This window comes from Flavobacterium sp. CFBP9031, from assembly GCF_034044945.1.
In the GTDB taxonomy this organism is placed as follows: Bacteria; Bacteroidota; Bacteroidia; order Flavobacteriales; family Flavobacteriaceae; genus Flavobacterium.
This window is the reverse complement of sequence record NZ_JAXCWF010000002.1, coordinates 322,650-341,633: the sequence shown is the minus strand read 5'-3', so window position 1 is coordinate 341,633 and position 18,984 is coordinate 322,650. Positions and strand designations below refer to the sequence as shown.

The following is an 18,984-nucleotide window of genomic DNA, read 5'->3' as shown; positions in this document are numbered from 1 at the left end:
TTAATAAAAATCAACGTTTACTACAACTTTTATAGCTCTATATTGAGCCACAGCTTCAAAACTATTCAGCATTTTCTGAATAGTTTTTTTTGTGTTTCCTAAATGAAGATTATGCGGAATCTTTATTAAAATAGTTCTGATATATTCATTTCGTATTCTACTTATCGCTGGCTCTTCTGGCCCTAAAACAGGCATTCCTAAGTTCTGACTTAAAACCTGATACAGCCACATAGCTCCTTCCTTCAATTTATCAAAATCTTTATGCTTTAGCGTAAGCTTAATAATCCTGAAATAAGGCGGATATCTATAGATTTGCCTATCATACAACTGTTCTTTATACATACCTATATAATTATGGTTTGTAACCTGTTGAATTGTATTATGATTCGGATTATAAGTCTGAATGACAACTTTTCCTTGTTTTTCAGACCTACCTGCTCTTCCCGCAACTTGAGTCATCATTTGAAAACTACGTTCAAAAGCTCTAAAATCTGGATGATGGAGCATATTATCCGCATTCATGATTCCGACTAAACCCACATTATCAAAATCAAGTCCTTTGGCCAGCATTTGCGTACCCACCAAAATATCAATTTCGCGATTTTTAAACGTATCGATTATCTTTTCAAAACCAAATTTACCTCGAGTCGTATCTTGATCCATTCGAGCTGTTTTTGCTTTCGGAAAAAGTGAAGCCAACTCCTGCTCTATCTGCTCCGTTCCAAATCCTTTTGTAGTTAAGTCAATACTGGAGCAGTTATGGCAATTTGTAGGTTTTGCTATAGAATAACCGCAATAATGGCATCTCAATTGATTCTTATGTTTATGATAAGTCAAACTTACATCACATTGCTGGCAATGCGGAACGTGGCCGCAAGTCAAACATTCTATTATAGGCGAATATCCTCTTCTATTTTGAAACAAAATAACTTGCTCTCCTAATGACATCGATTCTGCAATTTCTTCGATTAAAAGATCGCTAAAATGCCCCGTCATTTTTTTTCTGAAATGCTTGTCTTTTAAATCAACTAAAAGTACTTCAGGCAAACGGACATTTTTGTAACGTTCAGAAAGTGTTACCAATCCGTATTTATCATTTTGGGTATTAAAATAGGTTTCAATGCTAGGCGTTGCAGAACCCAATAACACTTTTGCTTTATGAAAATTAGCCAAAACAATTGCAGCATCTCTCGCATGGTATCTTGGTGCAGGATCTGTCTGCTTAAAAGTCTGCTCGTGTTCTTCGTCAACAATTAATAATCCTAAATCATTAAAAGGCAAAAACAAAGCCGATCTTGCTCCAATTACAATTTGTGCTTTTGGAGAGTTTTCAAGCGTTTGCCTCCAAACCTCAACTCTTTCATTATTACTGTATTTGGAATGAAAAACAGCTACTTTGTCTCCAAAATGAAAACGCAATCTCGAAACCAACTGCGTAGTAAGAGCAATTTCTGGCAACAGATACAAAACCTGTTTTCCTGTCTCTAAATACTCTTCAATTAACTTGATATAAATCTCAGTCTTTCCGCTAGAAGTTACACCATGAAGCAGACAAACCTCTTTCTCCAGAAAACTATTTTTGATTCCAGAAAAAGCACTTTCCTGAGCCTCACTAAGCTGCAATTGCTTATCTGATACTTCTCCATTAAATGTAACACGATCATGCTGCAAATAATATTCTTCGAAAATTTCTTTTTCAACTAAAACCTTTACAACTGCTGCTGTTACATTTGAAACTTCCGTAAGTTTTTTGACCGTAATAGGCTTTTTCTCCGAAGCATTCAACTGAAAATAAGTTAAAACAATTTCTTTCTGTTTATTAGCACTTTTCAGCACTTCGAGTAATTCAGCCAAGCCGTTATCAGATTCGTACTTTGAATGCAATTTAACATATCGAACCAATTTTGGTTTGTATGTTTCTTTTATTTCTTCATCCAAAAAAATAATATCTTTCGCGATTAGCTTTTGCAGAATCGGAAGTATATTCTTTTTATTTAAAATCGAAGTAATCTCCTGAATCTTTAATGAACTTTGATGATGTAACGCTTCATAAATCAAGAATTCATCATCAGAAAGTTCGCTGTCATTTACCACAACATCAGGTTTATGCGAAATGATTGTTTCACTTTCCAACAATAATCCACTCGGAAATGCGCCTCGATACACATCTCCAATTCCGCACATATAATAATTTGCAACCCAAAGCCAATGTTTAATCTGGATTTCGGTCGCAATGGGTACTTCATCTAAAATTTGATGGATTTCTTTAGCTTCGTATAATGTTGGAGCATTTTCATGAACGTCCAGAACAAGCGCTGTATATATTTTACTTTTACCAAATGGCACAGCAACACGCATTCCTTTTTTTATGAAATGAAATTCGGCTTCAGAAATTCGGTATGTAAATGTCTTAGCTAAAGAAAGCGGTAAAATAACTTCAATGAAATACATGGATTTTTATTATAAGTCAGTTATTATTTCTGACCTGATTTAGAGGAAGTGTCATTTGAAAGATTATAATCCTGAATCAGCTTTAAAGTATGCACAACAGATTCATTTGTCGTTCCTCCATCGTGCCCCGGAATAACAAACTTCGGATTCTTAAATTTTGACTGAACTTTTTTTATGGATTTCTCCCATTCCTTAACATCAGCATCGCCTAAATACCCTAAATCTTGTGCTTCAACACTCTTTATAAAACAACCTCCATAAAGAATTTTCTCTCTCCCAAACCAAACCACAATATTATCTGGCGCATGGCCTTTACCTGGATAATACACTTCAAAATTATATTGCCCAACTGTAAAAGTCGCATCATCTGGAATTACAAATTCTGCTCTTCCTTCTTTATTCCCTTTAAGGATTTCATCTGTCAATTTACCTGAGTAGGTTTTAATTCCTTTTTTTCTATAAAAATCCAATCCACCCGCGCGATCTTCATGCGAATGCGTTGCAAAAACCATCACTACCTTTTTATTGTGTTTTGCTTCAATACTATCCAATAAAGGCTGAAACTGCGTTTTATCCCATGGAGCATCAAAAAGAACAACACCTTCTTTTGTAACGACATACATAGCATTAGCAGAAATCTTTACCCCTTTGTATTCGTTAAAAGTTTTATAAACATAAAAGTCACCCGTAAGATGACTTATTTGTAATGGCGAGTTCTTAGATTGTCCAAAGCTATTTGAAACTATAACTAAGAATAAAATTATTGAAGCAATTTTTCGCATTATATTTTAATTAGTTTTTTACTCTGGTCCAATATTGCGTTCTTCCCATCAAAGAAATCCCAACATAACCGCGAAGTTTTAATTTGTCTGCAGATTCTAAAGTAACATAACATTTATACTTTTTACCACTTGTAGGATCCAAAATTGTTCCTCCATTATACTCTGAACCATCTTTCTTAAGACCATTCATGATTACCATACCTAAAATTGGCTTATTTTTTTCGGCTCCATCACACTTTACACAAACATCTTTTTTGTGGCTGTCGCGAAGGATATCTACTACTTTACCATATATTTTTCCTGATTTCTCATAGATTTCTACTATAGATTTAGCTTCTCCTGTTTCATCGTCAATTGTTTTCCATTTTCCAATTACACTTTGACTTTGCATGGTCAGCGCAAAGAAGAACACTCCGATAGTTAGCATCAAATTTTTCATATTATTTTTCTTTTTTTTGTTTTAATTTTCTGATAGAAGCATTCAATTCGAACCCTAAAAGCAGAATCATACAGTTTATCCAAATATAAAACATTAGAATTAATAATGTCCCAATTGAACCATAAAGTTCATTGTATTTTGAAAATTTTATAACCCAAATCCCAAAAAAGAATGAAGATATAACAATTAAGACCGTTGTAAAAACAGAACCAATGCTTATAAAAGGCACTTTATTGTACTGTTTTGTACCATAACGCAATAATATTGAAGATGTTATCAAAATCATTAAAACAACAAACAGATATCTTCCTAAAATGATCAACGGAATTCGATCACTCAGTACATCCTGAATTATTGTTTTTTGAATAAATACCTCAAAAACCACAATTGTTGCTACTGTTACAAACAGAATAACAGTCATAACAATAGAGATCGCTAGCGCAACTAGATATTGTCTAAAAAAACCGCGTTTATCAAAAACATGTTTGGAAGATTCAAAACCGCTTAGAATTCCATTAATACCATTTGCCATTAAGAATATCGAAAGCAAAAAACCTGACGATAACAATCCTGAGTGACTATTATTTAAGATATCGCTGATGATTTTACTAATAGCATCGAACGTATTCGGAGGAACACTCTGTTGCACAAACTGCAAAAAATCTTCCTGAAAATTGTCTATAGGAATAAACGGAATTAAGTTTAAGATAAACAGCGCAAAAGGAAATAAAGCCATAAAAAAGCTAAAAGAAACCGCACTTGCATGATACGAAAAAGCGCCATCAATAATCCCGATGGTGTACATTTCTAATAAATCGTACAATGAAAATCCTTCCAGCCAAGGCAGTTTTATTTTCTTCAAAAGTCGGGCTAAAGTCCGCACCACAGGCAGTTTCTCAATCCGATCTTCTATCTCTTGCGACATATTTTTTTGATTTTAGATTTTAGAGTTCTGATTTTAGATTTACAAAACTCATAAGTTATAACTCAAAACTTATAACTTCCTTAAAACGCTTTCAAACTCAAATCCATATTATAAACAGAATGTGTTAAAGCTCCAGACGAAATATAATTTACACCGCACAAAGCATATTCGCGAACTGTTTTTTCGCTAATATTTCCTGAAGATTCTGTCTGACATTTTGTACCAATTAAAGCAACAGCCGTTTTGGTATCTTCATAATTAAAGTTATCAATTAGGATTCTATGAACACCATCACTCAATAAAATTTCTCTAATTTCATCTAGATTGCGGGCTTCAACAATAATCTTTAAATCCAGATTATTTTCCTTTAAATATTCTTTAGTTTTAGAAATAGCGCGAGTAATTCCGCCAGCAAAATCGATATGATTGTCTTTCAACATAATCATATCATACAAAGCATAACGATGATTTTCTCCTCCGCCAATTTTTACAGCCCATTTTTCTGCAACTCTAAAATTTGGAGTTGTTTTACGTGTATCTAATATTTTTGCATTTGTCCCTTCCAAAAGTTGCATTAAATGGTTTGTTTTTGTTGCAATTGCAGACATTCTCTGCATAGTATTTAAAACAACTCTTTCTGCTTTTAGTATAGATTGCGAGCTCCCAGAAACTTCAAAAACAATTTCGCCATACTCTACACGCGTTCCATCTTCGATAAAAGTTTTCACTTTCAGTTTCGGATCTACATGCTCAAATATCATTTTAGCCAATTCAACACCAGCAATTATTCCTTGATCTTTTACCAATAATTTAGCCTGACCGTGTGCTGTATCTGGAATACAGGCCAGCGAACTATAATCGCCTGGACCAACATCTTCTCTAATGGCATTACTGATTAAAAGTTTTAATTCTGCTTGAAATTGAGCTTTGCTTATCATTTTTCTGTTTTTAATAATAATGCTAAATTAGGATATATTTTATGGATTTGAAAGTTCTGACAACATGAAAAATCACATAAAACATTAAATATCTCTTTTTTAACCATTAAGATATTCCGAAAAATAAAGTTACAATTCTTAACAAAACTTAATCTACTAATAAGCGTTCAATTAAATATCTTTGAAGTTCAATCAAACAAAATTTATGGGATTAATTAAAGATATTTACTCGGTTTCTTTTTACGAAAAATTTGGTCAAGCTGTGGCCGAAGTGCATCCTTCATTCAACAAAAAGAAATTCATCGATACCATTTATGAAGGTGATTTTATTCAAAAAGAATGGAAAGAACGAATGAAACATACTACAGTTGTACTTCATCAATTCATGCCTCAAAATTTCGTAGAAGCCACTTCTTTAATTGATAAAATCATCGAAAATTTAAAGAGAAATAATTTTGCAGACAGCAATTTGGCTTTCATTTTCTTTGCCGATTATATCGAAATGTATGGTTTAGATGATTTTGAAACTTCAGTGAAAGCCTTTGTTTCCATAACACAATTTATAAGCTGCGAATTTGCCGTTCGTCCTTTTATTTTAAAATATAAAGAACAAATGATCAACGAAATGATCCAATGGTCATTGCACGAAAATCATCACGTCAGACGTTTAGCCAGCGAAGGTTCTCGCCCAAGATTACCTTGGGCAATGGCAATTCCGTTTCTTAAAAAAGACCCCTCGTCTATTCTTCCAATTTTGGAGAATTTAAAGAATGATCCCTCAGAATATGTCCGCAGAAGTGTTGCCAATAATTTAAATGATATTGCAAAAGATAATCCACAGATTGTATTAGAAATCGCCAATAAATGGAAAGGGCATAGCAAAGAAATCGACGGAATCATCAAACACGGCTGCCGAACTTTATTAAAACAAGGACATCCTGAAATTTTAGGCCATTATGGTTTAGAAAGTACCAATATTGAACTTTCGTCTTTCGAAATTAAAACGCCAATTGTAAAAATTGGTGATTATTTGCAGTTTCAATTTCACTTAAATAATAAAAACGAAGAACCAAAAACAATCCGTTTAGAATATGCGGTTCATTATAAAAAAGCAAAAGGGCATTTGGCGAAAAAAGTCTTTAAGATTAGTGAAAAAATTTATCATCCCAATCAATTAACTAAGATTGAAAGAAACCAATCGTTTAAGTTAATTACGACACGTGTTTTTTATACGGGAGTGCATCAATTATCAATTATTATTAATGGGACAGAAAGTGAAGTTTTGGAGTTTGAATTGATTGATTAAAAGTACAAATTTCGTAAATAATCAAGGTGTCGTCGTCTAGTTTGTCATTTCGACGAAGGAGAAATCTCCACAAGTAGCTCCGCAACGAGAATTCAATCTTTGTCGAGTTTCTTGCGAAGATTTCTCCTTCGTCGAAATGACAAAAAAACTTAGAAACATCAAAATCAATAATTTGAATAATTACACATTTTCACTACTTTTATAATTAATACCAAAAACAACTTTTCTTAATCTAAATTAAGTTACAGATTTCTATCACAACTGTAATTTTGTTTTCAAATCAAATAATACCACATGTCAAATATCAGTTTAATTATCGAAGAACGTGCTGCCAATATTGGCAATTTTATGGTAGGGCGATTATTGCCTTTCCGTGAAAAAAGAGCTGTCGGACCATTTGTATTTATCGATCATATGGGACCTGCGCATTTAAGTGATCATGAAAATATGGATGTTCCTCCACATCCGCATATCGGACTTTCTACTCTTACATTTTTGTTTGAAGGAAGTATTATGCACCGCGATAGTTTAGGGACGGAACTAGAAATAAAACCAGGTGCTGTAAACTGGATGACAGCGGGTAAAGGAATAGTTCATTCTGAAAGAACTCCTGAATATCTAAGACATTCAGACAAAATGCTTCACGGATTGCAGATTTGGGTCGCGCTTCCAAAAGAATTGGAGCAAATGGAACCTAATTTTACGCACGTTGAAGCAGATGATATTCCAGCTTGGGAAGAAGATGGCGTTTCGTATAAATTAATTGCTGGTGAAGCTTTTGGCAAAAAATCTCCAGTTCCTGTTTATAGTCCGCTTTATTTTATTGAAATTAAAAGCAAAGAAGCGAAGAAAATCAATATTGGAGAACATTTATTTGGCGAAAGCGGTTTATATATTTTAGATGGAAGCATTAAAAATGGCGAACATACTTACGATCCAAGACAAATTCTGATTACAACTGAAGCTTCTCTTTGCGAATTCGAAATTGCCGCGAATTCGACTGTTTATATCTTTGGCGGACAGCCTTTTCCTGAAGAGCATTTTATCTTTTGGAACTTCGTTTCATCTGACAAAAACCTCATCGAAAAAGCAAAAACAGATTGGACAAACCAAACTTTCCCGAAAGTTCCAGGAGAAACTGAATTTGTGCCATTACCAGAACCAAGAATCAAATAAATATGGATACAGTAAAAGCTACAATAGACACCCGAAAATATCGCACAGAAATAACTTCTAAAACAGGAAATATTCTAATTGCCGACGAACCGCAAGAAATGGGCGGAAAAAATTTAGGCTTTAGTCCGTTTGAACTCCTAGCTTCTTCGCTCGCTTCCTGCACTTTAATTACATTAAGAATGTACATTGACCGCAAAGCTTGGGATGTTTCAGAACTTACAATCTGGGTAGATTTTGAAAAGAATGAAGAACATACCGTTTCTTTATTTTCAACCAAAATCTTAATTACAGGAAATGTAGACGATGCTCAAAAACAGCGAATTTTGAAAATTGCCAACAGCTGTCCTGTCCATAAAACACTTATAAATACAATTAAAATAGAAACTTCTTTAGTATAAATAATATGGAAATTCAACAAATAAACGATACAAGAAAAGGCTATTTTGAAGCCATAGAAGACGGAAAAGAAGCTGGAAAAATGACTTATACTTGGGCGGGAGATTCAAAATTCATCATTGACCATACCGAAGTAAGCCCAGATTTTAACGGAAAAGGCGTTGGTAAGAAACTGGTTATGGCAGCTGTAGAATATGCTAGAAATAACAACTTAAAAATTATTCCACTTTGTCCTTTCGCAAAAAGCGTTTTCGATAAAGTTGAAGAAATTCGTGATGTACTTTTTTCTTGAGTTTCTAAGGTTCTGAGATGCTAAGATTCTAAGTTTTTTTTAACCGCAAAGAACGCAAAGGATTACGTAAAGTTCGCAAAGTTTTTTACATAAAGCTTTGCGAACTTTGCGTTTATATTAGGTTTCGTATATCATAAAACTTTGCGCTCTTTGCGGTAAAACTCACCACAACAAAAAACAAATTTTCAAAATTCTCCGAAAACTCGTATATTTGCGCGTAATTTAATCTTAGAGTATGACAAGAATAATTACGCTTTTCTGTTTTTTTATAGCACAAATCGGCTTTTCTCAATCGGCTGAGAGTTATTTAGAAAAAATCAGAAATAATGAAGCTCCCTTAACAGCTTTCTTTCAACAAATGCCTAAAGGAGGCGATTTACACCACCATTTTTCAGGATCAGTTTATGCAGAACCTCTTTTAGAAAGAGCTATTGCAGAAGATTTTTATTTAAATTTGGAAACTATGGCAGTTTCTAAAACCAAACCCGAAAAAGGAAACTGGGAAAACTTCTCTTCTCTTAATAACAAAGGAAAATTAGAGTATTACGAACAGCAGATCATGCAAACTTGGTCGGTAAAAGATTATAATGGTTCTGTTCCTTCGGATGATCAGTTTTTTGATTCTTTCATGAAATTTGAACCCACTATCGCGGGGCATTTTGCAGAAGGAATGCTTGAACTAAAAAAACGCGCGATTGCAGAAAACGTTACTTATATTGAAACGCAATTATCAACAATTCCATGTGATATGAATGTTTCTGACTTAGCTGATTTCAATACGAAACTTCGTCAAGCTTCAGAACAAAAAGACGAAAAAGCGGTTCTGAAACTTTTGGATGAATTGTATAAATCACTTCAGAAAAAAGAGGCTAAAAAATATGCTGACGATTTCAACAATAATTTCATTGCCAAGCTACACAAGGATTTAAAAATGGATGACGATAAATTCACGATGCGTTATCAAAACTTTGTGCTTCGTTTTATGGAACCGGTAGATTTGTTTAAAAATCTGGTTATTGCTTTTATTTCGTCAAGCGAAAGTAAATTGACTGCTGGTGTAAATATCGTTTCGCCAGAACACGGACAGACTTCTATGAAAGATTATTGGTTGCACATGGTGATGTTTAAATACTGTCATTCCAAATTTCCTGACGTAAAATATACGCTTCATGCTGGTGAATTGACTTTAGGTTTAGTTCAGCCCGAAGAATTGACTTGGCATATTAATGACGCTATTTATGTAGCAGGTGCCAACAGAATTGGCCACGGAGTTGATATCGCTTATGAAGCCAATTCTTATGATTTATTGAAATATATGGCTCAAAAAAATATTCCGATTGAAATCAATTTAGTCAGTAACGAATTTATTTTGAAAGTAAAAGAAAACAGACATCCGTTTACGCTTTACAAAGAATTTAATGTGCCAATTGTGATCAGCACAGACGATGCGGGAATTTTAAGAAGCAATATGACCGAACAATATGTTTTACTGGCAAAAAGATATCCTGATGTGAATTACGAAACAATTAAAAAATACGTTTACAATAGCATCAATTACAGTTTTATTCAAGACGCATCAGTAAAAAAACAATTAATAAAAGATTTAGATAACCGCTTTAAAACTTTTGAAGCAAAGTTCTCAAAAAACTAGTAAAAATAAAATCTATCAGATCTGCTAAATCTGCGGGAAAAATATACTCTCGCAGATTTGGCAGATTAAGCAGATAAAATTCCTTTAAATATGATACTAGAGGCAGCATTTCTTTACGTAAAACCAGACTTAGCAAATCAATTTGAAGTCGATTTTGCAAAAGCAAGTCAATACATTTCTTCAATTGATGGTTATTTAGGGCATCGATTAGAGAAATGTCTGGAAGTCGAAAACAAATATCTTTTATTGGTCGATTGGAATACATTAGAAGATCACACAGTAGGTTTTAGAACTTCTGAAGCGTATCTCGAATGGAAAAAGATTTTACATCATTATTACGAACCTTTTCCAATTGTAGAACATTTTGAAACGGTTTTTGAAAATAAAAAATAATGTTTTTATTTGCCACAGATTAAAAGTATTAAAAAGGATTTTCTATTTGCTGTTTTTGTCAGGCTGAGCGAAGTCGAAGCCTACGTCCAATTGGAACGCCCTTCGACTTCGCTCAGGGTGACAATCTAAAGAAATCATTCTAATCCTTTTTAATCTGTGGCAAAAAGTAAATTCGTGCGAATTAGTGTAATTCTTTGCAAAAAACTTAACCAATGAACATTAAACTTATAGCCATAGGCAAAACAGATAATAAATCGCTTCAAACTTTGATAGACGACTACACCAAACGTTTGTCCTTTTACATCAAATTTGATCTGGAAATTATTCCCGATATCAAAAACGTAAAAAACTTATCTGAAAGTCAGCAAAAGGAAAAAGAAGGCGAATTAATTCTGTCTAAACTTTCAGCAACCGATCAATTGATTTTGTTGGATGAAAACGGAAAGACATTCTCAAGCGTTCGTTTTTCTGAAGAACTACAAAAGAAAATGAATTCTGGTGTTAAAACTTTAGTTTTCGTAATTGGTGGTCCTTACGGATTTTCTGAAACCGTTTATAAAAAAGCGCAAGGAAAAGTTTCGCTTTCGCTAATGACGTTCTCGCACCAAATGGTTCGTTTGTTTTTTATAGAGCAATTGTACCGCGGATTTACCATTTTACGAAATGAGCCGTATCATCATCAATAGTTTTTTTGTTTCAGGTTTAAAGTTTCAAGTTAGAAAATAAATTCTACGGGAAGTGTGTCAAGATTATAAGTCACGTCTTTTTGAAGTAGAATTTTATATTGAATATATTCTTCATAACTCATGTTCTTATCAAATAAAAATACTAGATCTGGTACTTTATCAAACTTTATACTATAAAACTGCTTTAGTATTTCTGATATTTTTATTTCCTGATTTCCCATAAAAACCTGTTTTTTACCTTTTCTAAAGTAAACCACAAAACTTCCTGCTGTAGGTTTCTCCATTTTATAAAACACTTTCGTGAAAGGCAAAAAGGCTAGATTTTTCCCAATAGAATCTGCGTAGGAATAATAATTTTCGGCATTTTCATTTTTGTGAGCACTGTCAGCTCGCTTTTTTTCCTGCATTTTGATTACCTGCGGAATTACAACTTTTAATGGCAAACGCTTGTCAATATTTAATATCCAATTGGTTGAGATAATCGCACTTTTTCTATTCAAATCGGCGATGGTATCTTTTCCTTCTTTTTTAAAGAAAATGTAAATCGGCGAATGATCTTGTACATCTTTTACAATCGAAACATTTGATTTTGGCAATAAAACGTCTTCTTTTTTTCCACAGGAGAAAAGAAGGAAAACTATAATTAGAGTAAAGTATTTCATTGCATTTTTTCTATTAATAATGAATAATATCTTTTTTCTAGTTTCATATAATCTGTTTTCCAATCTTGCATTGTTTTTTCAACGTTATATTTTTTATAATTTAGAATCAGAATTTCGTCATCCAAATCATCAAAATAATTCCACTGTTCCTCATAGTCTGTTATTTCTCCACGCCATAAGCTTATAAAATTGTTTTCAACAGTTATAAAAGATCTTTCCCCTATATATCTGTGAATTTTCCAATATAAATCAACTTTATCTGAGTATTCCAGATCGAAATTTACTTCTACAACTTCATAATGATCTACAGATTCTCCAATATTATAAGAAAAATCATTTTGATTCCAATTAGGGATATTTCCGAAATATAGTAAAATTGTTGAGTTTTCACCCATTTCAACTTTTTTGAGAATATTCAGAGTATTTAAAATGTTTGGCTTTTCCATAAATCTATCTACAATAAAATGAATTCTATTTATTCAGTTTATTAAACAAAGTAACACATTCCACCGCTTCTTTCACATCATGCACACGCAGAATTTTTGCGCCTTTTGTCAAAGCAATTGTATTCAGAAAAGTTGTTCCATTTAAGGCTTCTTGAGGCGTAATATCCAGCGTTTTATAAATCATTGATTTTCTTGAAATTCCAGCTAAAACGGGCAATTCTAAAAGATTAAAAAGTTCCATTTTTTGCATGACTTCATAATTCTGATCGGTTGTTTTGGCAAAACCGAAACCAGGGTCTAAAATCAAATCGTTGATTCCTAAAGCTCTCGCTTTTTTCACTTTTTCAGAAAAATAAAAAAGCATTTCTTTAATGATATCGTCATATTGGGTCAAACTCTGCATCGTCTGCGGATTTCCACGCATATGCATCATGATATATGGAACGTTATAATGCGCAATTACATCAAACATTTTTTCATCCAATTCGCCTGCAGCAATATCATTTATAATAGCCGCACCACTTTCGATACTTGCTTTTGCAACCTCAGCCCTAAAAGTGTCAATAGATAATAAAGTCTTTGGAAAGTGTTTTAAAATCAATTCTATTGCTGGAACAATTCGGTCAATTTCTTCTTGTTCGGTTACAAACTCAGCGCTTGGTTTGCTGGAATACGCTCCAATATCAATAAATGTTGCGCCTTCAGAAAGCATTTTATCTACTTGCGAAATTATTTCGTCTTCGTTTTTATATTTCCCTCCGTCAAAGAAAGAATTCGGCGTAATATTCAAGATTCCCATTACTTTAGGAATCGATAAATTTATAAGTTCACCTTTGCAGTTAATCGTCATGCGTTTTGTTATTTTTGTTTCATGTTTCATGTTTCAAGTTGATGCAGATTGCGTAAGTTCGAAAAGTTAAAACTTGAAACCTAAAACTTGAAACATTTTTTAGTTTCAAGTTACTGCTGTTAACACTTTGTTTAGAAAAAACTTGAAACAAAGAAAACCTGAAACTTGAAACTCTTTAATTTAATCCTTATTTTTGAAGAAATTTTAGCAAATATACAGCATATAAATGAAGAATACTTCCCAAGAATTTGATAATGTTATCGAGGTTTGCAGAACCTTATTCATCAATAAAATGAAAGATTATGGTAGCGCGTGGAGAATCTTAAGATTGCCATCGCTAACAGATCAAATTTTTATAAAAGCGCAACGAATCAGAAGTTTACAAGAAAATGATGTTCGTAAAGTGGATGAAGATGAAAAAGGAGAATTTATCGGAATCATTAATTATTCTATTATGGCTTTGATTCAATTAGAATTAGGCGTTGTTGATCAGCCCGATCTTGATGTTGAAAAAGCAACTGAATTATATGATGCTAAAGTAAAATTGACCAAAGAATTAATGGAGGCCAAAAATCATGATTACGGCGAGGCTTGGCGTGATATGCGCGTAAGTTCTTTAACCGATCTAATTTTGCAGAAACTCCTTCGCGTTAAGCAAATTGAAGACAACAAAGGGAAAACAATCGTATCTGAAGGTATCGATGCCAATTATCAGGATATGATTAATTACTCTGTGTTTGCTTTAATCTTAAACCCTATAAACAAGTAAAATTTCAATTTTAAAAATTCCAAATCCCAAAATTTTATTGAAAAATTGGAATTTGGAATTTTAGTTTTGGAATTTAAACCCTAAATATTTGCCATGAAAAACATCATTACTCAATTTTCCCGATTATTTGTCGGTGTATTATTTATCATTTCCGGACTAATCAAACTAAACGATCCTGTTGGATTCTCTTATAAACTGGCTGAATATTTCAGTGAACCAGTTTTCAATATGCCGTTTTTAGAGCCATTGGCTTTAGGGTTGGCGATCTTTTTAGTGATTTTAGAAGTAGTATTAGGCGTTATGCTGTTGGTTGGCTATAAATCAAAACTAACGATTTGGGCTTTACTTTTACTAATTGTTTTCTTTACATTCCTTACTTTCTATTCTGCCTATTTTGATGTAGTAAAAGATTGTGGATGTTTTGGAGATGCTTTACATTTAACGCCTTGGCAATCATTCACAAAAGATATTGTTTTACTATTCTTTATCTTGATTTTATTCATCAACAAAAAATTAGTAAAACCTTTATTCTCTAAATTGGCAACTAACATTATCACTTTAATCAGTATTGTTTTATGTGTTTTTATGGCCGTTTGGGTTATTAACCATAATCCAATCAAAGATTTCCGTCCGTATAAAGTAGGTACAAACATCGAGAAAGGAATGGAAATTCCAGAAGGTGCTCCAAAATCGGTTGTAGAAATGATTTTTATCTACAAAGTAAATGGCGTTGACAAAGAATTTACAGAGAAAGATTTAATGAATATTCCTGAAGGTGCTGTTTTTGTGGATCGTAAAGACAAAGTAATTTCTGAAGGTTACGTTCCTCCTATTCACGATTTTACTATGACAAAAGATGATTCTGATTATAAAGAAGAATTATTAAAAGAGCCAAAATTGTTAATCTATGTAACTTACGATTTGAATTTATCAAATCCAGAAGGAATGAAAAAATTAGCAAAAGTTACTGCAGATGCAAAAGCAAAAGGCTACAAAGTAATCGGAATGACGGCTTCTGGAGCTGATGAAATTGCTAAAGCCAAAAAAGAATATACTTTAGACATTGATTTCTATTTCTGCGACGGAACAGCTTTAAAAACGGTCGAAAGAGCAAACCCAAGCATTGTTGTGGTACATGACGGAACTATCGCTCAAAAAGTGCATTACAACGATGTTGATGATTTAAAATTGTAATTATACACTATAGATATACATTTTTACCAACGCCAATTCTTCTTGTTTTAGTTGAATTGGCGTTTTGTTTTCTAAATTTTAAACCCCAAATTAAACTTTAAGATACCCTACCCTACTATGATTTCAAGAATACCACAGCAATTAACCAAAAGATTTTTTTCAAATCCTTTGCTTTTTATGTTTATTTCGGCGTTACTTGTTTACATTGTTTATGATACTTATATCAAAGCAACTTCTGGCAGTCATTTAATACCAATTAATATAATGGCCCTGATGGCTGGAGTAATTTTTGAAAGTAAAAGAATTACCAGCAGATGGGTTCTTGTAGTAATTATTGGTTTAGTATCTTTCTTTATTGCCTTCGCATTTTTAAACTTCATAAATAATGCAGATTCTCACAGTAGACATGGATTAGGAGACGTTTTCACCCTTAGTATTCGAATTTGGCCTTCTATCTTCTTGGTATTGTATTTTATCTTTTCGCTTTTATTTTATAAATACAGGATCATTCCGAAACTGACAGAAGGCATTACTTTGTTACAATCCATCGCTGTTATTTATTGGGCAATCGATTATGATTTCATCACAAGCACAAATATTGTCATGCAGACATTTCTGGTAATTGGCTTGTTGTTTTCGCTGTTTTCTATTTTTCATGCGTTTACAAATACACATTTATCAAACACGCACAAGCTTATTTTGAGCATTTGGAGCTCTATTATTATGTTTCTTTTTGCAGTAGATAATCTTCATATTATTGATGAGCCAGCTCCAATCGAAATTACTGCCAACATATTAAAAATACTTTATCTCGGTCTCCAATATTTTCTATTAGGCATTTCGAGTATTTATATCATTCAGAATTTTATCATGTTGTTTCGTTTTATACCACGCCCGGGCAAATTTTTCAATTCAAAGTATTTTAATAGCGTAAGAAAACTCAAAGGCGATCATATAAATAGGTATTCACATAATCAGGTTTCGCCTTTACATTCTTTAATTTGTATCGTTTTTATAAGTACTATTTTCTTTTTAAATTACTATTATCAATTTGTTCCGAAACAATTTATAATCTGGATTGTGATTGTTACATTTCCGTTTTTTATAAATGCATTCAATTACATTTTTTTAGGAAAAAAAAGATAAGAATTATTCTGTTTTTCTATTTACTTTTATTTCATAAAAAACTACCCATGAAACTAATGCCAAAAGTATTTTCCATTGCTTTCTTTTTTCTTTTTTTAAGTTTTTCAGGTTTCAGCCAAGAAAAAACTTTTAATAGAGATCAGCGTTACATTTTCTTTTTTCATAACAAATTTGTTCAAGAAAATCCTTTAAACGCAACTCATGCCGAATATGGAAAAGCAGAATACAACGAAATTTTAGAATCATTCAGAAAAGATAATTTCATCGTTTTTAGTGAAAAAAGAAAGAAAAACACAAATTCTGCTGAGTACGCAGAAAAGATTGTAAAACAGGTAAAAGCATTAATTAAAAAAGGGGTTCCGCCAAATCATATTACCGTAATTGGAACTTCACAAGGTGGTTATATTGCCCAATATGTTTCGACTTATCTCTCTAATCCAGATGTGAATTTTGTTTTCATTGGATGCTTTAGAGATATTGATATTCAAGAAATTCCAGATATTAATTTCTGCGGCAATATTTTAACCATTTACGAAAAATCAGATATTTATGGAGTTTCTGCCATTAAAAGAAAAGAAACTTCGAAATGTAAAATAGATCATTTTAAAGAAATTGAACTTAACACAGGTCTAAAACACGGCTTTTTGTTCAAAGCTGCAGACAATTGGATTGCTCCGAGCAAAAAATGGGCAAATGGCAACTATGAATTAAATTAAGCATTGAAAAACATAAAGGAAGCCTTCAATAATTTTGATTTTATTGAAGGCTTTTTTTATTGCAATCTGACGTTTTTTTGATTAAAATCTTTTTCCAAAAATAAATTTTTTATCATTTTTTTATTTGCAAAACACATCCATTAGGAAAAAACACCATTTCCTACCTCAACTATTACGATTTCAATACTCTTTTTTCAACCAAAAAACGTCGATTTGTTACAAAATAAACGACTCTTCAAATTTTGTTAATCTACAATTGGCATTCAATTTGTTTGTTTAACTTTGTGAATTCAGTACCCTAATAAAAAATAATTTTAATCAAATATGAAACAATTAGTTCTAGTCGTAATTGCGTTTATTTCTTTTTCTTGCTCACAAGCTCAAAAAACAGCTTTTTCTAAAGAAGCTCTGTCTGAGAAATTACTAGCCACTGATGGAAGTCAGGTTACATTCAAAAACATCTTAAAAAAATACAAAGGCAAAACTTTAGTGATAGAAGTTTGGGCTTCTTGGTGTGGTGATTGTGTGAAAGCAATGCCAAAATTAAAAGAGCTACAAGCTAATAATCCTGATGTGTCTTACTTATTCATTTCTGCTGATAAAACGGCTGATAAATGGAAAGCTGGAATCGAAAAACATGAGTTAAATAAAGGCGATCATTACATGATGAATGATGGCATGAAAGGGCTTTTTGGAAAAGCTATTGACTTAGACTGGATTCCAAGATACATTGTAGTTGATAAAACTGGAAAAATCGTTTTATACAGAGCGATTGAAACTGATTTTGAGAAAATCAATTCTACTTTACAATCATTGAAATAATATTTTAATAACAATATCAATGTCAAAATTCAATTTAAATTTTGACTTCTTTCAAAACAAAAAAACAAAAAAATAATATAAAACTACCAAAATGAGAAAATCGATTGTTGCAGGAAACTGGAAAATGCATAAAAATGCTGCGCAAACTGAAGAATTATTAAACGAATTAGTGGCTAAAATTCCAGCTAAAACAAATGCACAAGTAATTGTAGCTCCAACTTTTGTAAACTTACAAGCTGCTGCTGCAAAATTAAAAAATACAACTATTGGTGTTTCTGCTCAAAACGTTCACCAAGCTGAAGGTGGTGCTTTTACAGGAGAAATTTCTGCAGATATGTTAACAAGCATTGGCGTTAACACCGTAATCTTAGGTCACTCTGAGCGTAGAGCTATTTTCCACGAAACAGATGCTTTAATTGCAAACAAAGTTGATACAGCTTTAAAACATGACATGACAGTTATTTTCTGTTTTGGAGAAGAATTAAAAGATCGTCAATCTGGTAATCACTTTAATATTGTTGAAAATCAATTACGTGATGGTGTTTTCCATATTGCTAAAGAATCTTGGTCTAAAATTGTTTTAGCTTACGAACCAGTTTGGGCTATTGGAACTGGAGAAACTGCTTCACCAGAACAAGCACAAGAAATGCATGAATTTATCAGAGAAACTATCCGTAAAGCTTTTGGAGCTGAAATCGCTGATGAAGTTTCTATTTTATACGGTGGTTCTGTAAAACCAGAAAACGCTAAAGAAATCTTCTCTAAACCAGACGTAGATGGTGGCTTAATTGGAGGTGCTGCTTTAAAAGCTGACGATTTCTTAGCTATTGTAACTGCTATCTAATTTTAGATTTTAGATTTTAGATTTTAGATTTTAGATTTTAGATTTTAGATTTTAGATTTTAGATTTTAGATTTTAGATTTTAGATTTTAGATTTTACAAA

At 32.5% G+C, this 18,984-nt stretch carries 21 protein-coding genes; 13 read left to right on the top strand and 8 right to left on the bottom strand.

Features of this window, described 5'->3' with window-relative positions; genetic code table 11:
• The 5 genes from priA to nadC all read right to left on the bottom strand — a co-directional run bounded on the left by priA (position 1) and on the right by nadC (position 5,535).
• The gene (gene priA, locus SOM12_RS05015) at positions 1-2,451 is read right to left on the bottom strand and encodes a replication restart helicase PriA (protein WP_320492628.1); all 2,451 of its coding nucleotides are present in this window, start codon (positions 2,449-2,451) and stop codon (positions 1-3) included.
• A gap of 23 nt (positions 2,452-2,474) precedes the next feature.
• Entirely contained in the window at positions 2,475-3,233 is a 759-nt protein-coding gene (gene bla-B1-FLAV / locus SOM12_RS05010; RefSeq protein WP_320492627.1) for a subclass B1 metallo-beta-lactamase, read from the bottom strand.
• Positions 3,234-3,243: 10 nt separating this feature from the next.
• Entirely contained in the window at positions 3,244-3,672 is a 429-nt protein-coding gene (locus SOM12_RS05005; protein WP_250835664.1) for a DUF2147 domain-containing protein, read from the bottom strand.
• A gap of 1 nt (position 3,673) precedes the next feature.
• Positions 3,674-4,597, bottom strand: a complete 924-nt coding sequence (locus SOM12_RS05000; protein ID WP_095927719.1) for a YihY/virulence factor BrkB family protein — start codon at positions 4,595-4,597, stop codon at positions 3,674-3,676.
• An 80-nt stretch (positions 4,598-4,677) separates the two neighbouring features.
• Entirely contained in the window at positions 4,678-5,535 is an 858-nt protein-coding gene (gene nadC / locus SOM12_RS04995; RefSeq protein WP_095927720.1) for a carboxylating nicotinate-nucleotide diphosphorylase, read from the bottom strand.
• A 205-nt stretch (positions 5,536-5,740) separates the two neighbouring features.
• Between nadC and SOM12_RS04990 the strand changes: the two genes are divergently transcribed.
• The 7 genes from SOM12_RS04990 to rlmH all read left to right on the top strand — a co-directional run bounded on the left by SOM12_RS04990 (position 5,741) and on the right by rlmH (position 11,435).
• A complete protein-coding gene (locus tag SOM12_RS04990; RefSeq protein ID WP_320492626.1) occupies positions 5,741-6,841 on the top strand; it encodes a DNA alkylation repair protein in 1,101 nt (366 codons plus the stop codon).
• Positions 6,842-7,135: 294 nt separating this feature from the next.
• On the top strand, positions 7,136-8,017 hold the full coding sequence (locus tag SOM12_RS04985; RefSeq protein ID WP_095927722.1) for a pirin family protein: 882 nt from the start codon (positions 7,136-7,138) through the stop codon (positions 8,015-8,017).
• Positions 8,018-8,019: 2 nt separating this feature from the next.
• Positions 8,020-8,415: an OsmC family protein gene (locus SOM12_RS04980; protein ID WP_095927723.1), complete on the top strand. Its 396-nt coding sequence runs from the start codon at positions 8,020-8,022 to the stop codon at positions 8,413-8,415.
• A 5-nt stretch (positions 8,416-8,420) separates the two neighbouring features.
• The gene (locus SOM12_RS04975; RefSeq protein WP_095927724.1) at positions 8,421-8,705 is read left to right on the top strand and encodes a GNAT family N-acetyltransferase; all 285 of its coding nucleotides are present in this window, start codon (positions 8,421-8,423) and stop codon (positions 8,703-8,705) included.
• Between the two features lie 235 nt (positions 8,706-8,940).
• Positions 8,941-10,356: an adenosine deaminase gene (locus SOM12_RS04970; protein WP_320492625.1), complete on the top strand. Its 1,416-nt coding sequence runs from the start codon at positions 8,941-8,943 to the stop codon at positions 10,354-10,356.
• A 90-nt stretch (positions 10,357-10,446) separates the two neighbouring features.
• Positions 10,447-10,749 carry an antibiotic biosynthesis monooxygenase family protein gene (locus SOM12_RS04965; RefSeq protein WP_095927726.1) on the top strand — a complete coding sequence of 101 codons (303 nt, stop codon included), beginning with the start codon at positions 10,447-10,449 and terminating at the stop codon, positions 10,747-10,749.
• A gap of 212 nt (positions 10,750-10,961) precedes the next feature.
• Positions 10,962-11,435 carry a 23S rRNA (pseudouridine(1915)-N(3))-methyltransferase RlmH gene (rlmH, locus tag SOM12_RS04960; RefSeq protein WP_095927727.1) on the top strand — a complete coding sequence of 158 codons (474 nt, stop codon included), beginning with the start codon at positions 10,962-10,964 and terminating at the stop codon, positions 11,433-11,435.
• A 29-nt stretch (positions 11,436-11,464) separates the two neighbouring features.
• Here the strand turns inward: rlmH and SOM12_RS04955 are convergent, their stop codons facing one another.
• From SOM12_RS04955 to folP, 3 genes are all read right to left on the bottom strand, one after another.
• On the bottom strand, positions 11,465-12,097 hold the full coding sequence (locus SOM12_RS04955) for a hypothetical protein (protein ID WP_095927728.1): 633 nt from the start codon (positions 12,095-12,097) through the stop codon (positions 11,465-11,467).
• Positions 12,094-12,492 carry a hypothetical protein gene (locus tag SOM12_RS04950; protein ID WP_141248103.1) on the bottom strand — a complete coding sequence of 133 codons (399 nt, stop codon included), beginning with the start codon at positions 12,490-12,492 and terminating at the stop codon, positions 12,094-12,096. Before SOM12_RS04950 ends, SOM12_RS04955 begins: the two co-directional genes overlap by 4 nt.
• Positions 12,493-12,568: 76 nt before the next feature.
• Positions 12,569-13,393, bottom strand: coding sequence for a dihydropteroate synthase (gene folP, locus SOM12_RS04945; protein ID WP_095927846.1), 825 nt, complete (start codon positions 13,391-13,393; stop codon positions 12,569-12,571).
• Between the two features lie 226 nt (positions 13,394-13,619).
• Here folP and SOM12_RS04940 point away from each other — a divergent pair, with 226 nt between their 5' ends.
• From SOM12_RS04940 to tpiA, 6 genes are all read left to right on the top strand, one after another.
• A complete protein-coding gene (locus tag SOM12_RS04940; RefSeq protein WP_095927730.1) occupies positions 13,620-14,162 on the top strand; it encodes a DUF1599 domain-containing protein in 543 nt (180 codons plus the stop codon).
• 93 nt (positions 14,163-14,255) lie between these two features.
• Positions 14,256-15,356 (top strand): BT_3928 family protein, encoded by a 1,101-nt coding sequence (locus SOM12_RS04935; protein WP_320492624.1) that lies wholly within the window; start codon positions 14,256-14,258, stop codon positions 15,354-15,356.
• Positions 15,357-15,473: 117 nt separating this feature from the next.
• Positions 15,474-16,502 (top strand): hypothetical protein, encoded by a 1,029-nt coding sequence (locus SOM12_RS04930; RefSeq protein ID WP_320492623.1) that lies wholly within the window; start codon positions 15,474-15,476, stop codon positions 16,500-16,502.
• A 56-nt stretch (positions 16,503-16,558) separates the two neighbouring features.
• On the top strand, positions 16,559-17,218 hold the full coding sequence (locus tag SOM12_RS04925) for an alpha/beta hydrolase (protein WP_095927847.1): 660 nt from the start codon (positions 16,559-16,561) through the stop codon (positions 17,216-17,218).
• Positions 17,219-17,542: 324 nt separating this feature from the next.
• A complete protein-coding gene (locus SOM12_RS04920; protein ID WP_320492622.1) occupies positions 17,543-18,040 on the top strand; it encodes a TlpA family protein disulfide reductase in 498 nt (165 codons plus the stop codon).
• Positions 18,041-18,131: 91 nt separating this feature from the next.
• Complete coding sequence (tpiA, locus tag SOM12_RS04915; protein WP_095927734.1) at positions 18,132-18,884, top strand: triose-phosphate isomerase; 753 nt, start codon at positions 18,132-18,134, stop codon at positions 18,882-18,884.
• The last annotated feature ends 100 nt before the right edge of the window (positions 18,885-18,984 follow it).

Bases quoted from the DNA above. Each gene is read 5' to 3' on its own strand.
- SOM12_RS04985 (WP_095927722.1), top strand. From the start codon at position 7,136: ATGTCAAATATCAGTTTAATTATCGAAGAACGTGCTGCCAATATTGGC.
- SOM12_RS05005 (WP_250835664.1), bottom strand. From the start codon at position 3,672: ATGAAAAATTTGATGCTAACTATCGGAGTGTTCTTCTTTGCGCTGACC.
- SOM12_RS04930 (WP_320492623.1), top strand. From the start codon at position 15,474: ATGATTTCAAGAATACCACAGCAATTAACCAAAAGATTTTTTTCAAAT.
- folP (WP_095927846.1), bottom strand. From the start codon at position 13,393: ATGACGATTAACTGCAAAGGTGAACTTATAAATTTATCGATTCCTAAA.
- SOM12_RS04940 (WP_095927730.1), top strand. From the start codon at position 13,620: ATGAAGAATACTTCCCAAGAATTTGATAATGTTATCGAGGTTTGCAGA.
- SOM12_RS04935 (WP_320492624.1), top strand. From the start codon at position 14,256: ATGAAAAACATCATTACTCAATTTTCCCGATTATTTGTCGGTGTATTA.
- SOM12_RS04965 (WP_095927726.1), top strand. From the start codon at position 10,447: ATGATACTAGAGGCAGCATTTCTTTACGTAAAACCAGACTTAGCAAAT.
- SOM12_RS04975 (WP_095927724.1), top strand. From the start codon at position 8,421: ATGGAAATTCAACAAATAAACGATACAAGAAAAGGCTATTTTGAAGCC.
- nadC (WP_095927720.1), bottom strand. From the start codon at position 5,535: ATGATAAGCAAAGCTCAATTTCAAGCAGAATTAAAACTTTTAATCAGT.
- tpiA (WP_095927734.1), top strand. From the start codon at position 18,132: ATGAGAAAATCGATTGTTGCAGGAAACTGGAAAATGCATAAAAATGCT.
- SOM12_RS04925 (WP_095927847.1), top strand. From the start codon at position 16,559: ATGCCAAAAGTATTTTCCATTGCTTTCTTTTTTCTTTTTTTAAGTTTT.
- bla-B1-FLAV (WP_320492627.1), bottom strand. From the start codon at position 3,233: ATGCGAAAAATTGCTTCAATAATTTTATTCTTAGTTATAGTTTCAAAT.
- SOM12_RS04990 (WP_320492626.1), top strand. From the start codon at position 5,741: ATGGGATTAATTAAAGATATTTACTCGGTTTCTTTTTACGAAAAATTT.
- SOM12_RS04955 (WP_095927728.1), bottom strand. From the start codon at position 12,097: ATGAAATACTTTACTCTAATTATAGTTTTCCTTCTTTTCTCCTGTGGA.
- SOM12_RS04920 (WP_320492622.1), top strand. From the start codon at position 17,543: ATGAAACAATTAGTTCTAGTCGTAATTGCGTTTATTTCTTTTTCTTGC.
- SOM12_RS04970 (WP_320492625.1), top strand. From the start codon at position 8,941: ATGACAAGAATAATTACGCTTTTCTGTTTTTTTATAGCACAAATCGGC.
- SOM12_RS04980 (WP_095927723.1), top strand. From the start codon at position 8,020: ATGGATACAGTAAAAGCTACAATAGACACCCGAAAATATCGCACAGAA.
- SOM12_RS04950 (WP_141248103.1), bottom strand. From the start codon at position 12,492: ATGGGTGAAAACTCAACAATTTTACTATATTTCGGAAATATCCCTAAT.
- priA (WP_320492628.1), bottom strand. From the start codon at position 2,451: ATGTATTTCATTGAAGTTATTTTACCGCTTTCTTTAGCTAAGACATTT.
- SOM12_RS05000 (WP_095927719.1), bottom strand. From the start codon at position 4,597: ATGTCGCAAGAGATAGAAGATCGGATTGAGAAACTGCCTGTGGTGCGG.
- rlmH (WP_095927727.1), top strand. From the start codon at position 10,962: ATGAACATTAAACTTATAGCCATAGGCAAAACAGATAATAAATCGCTT.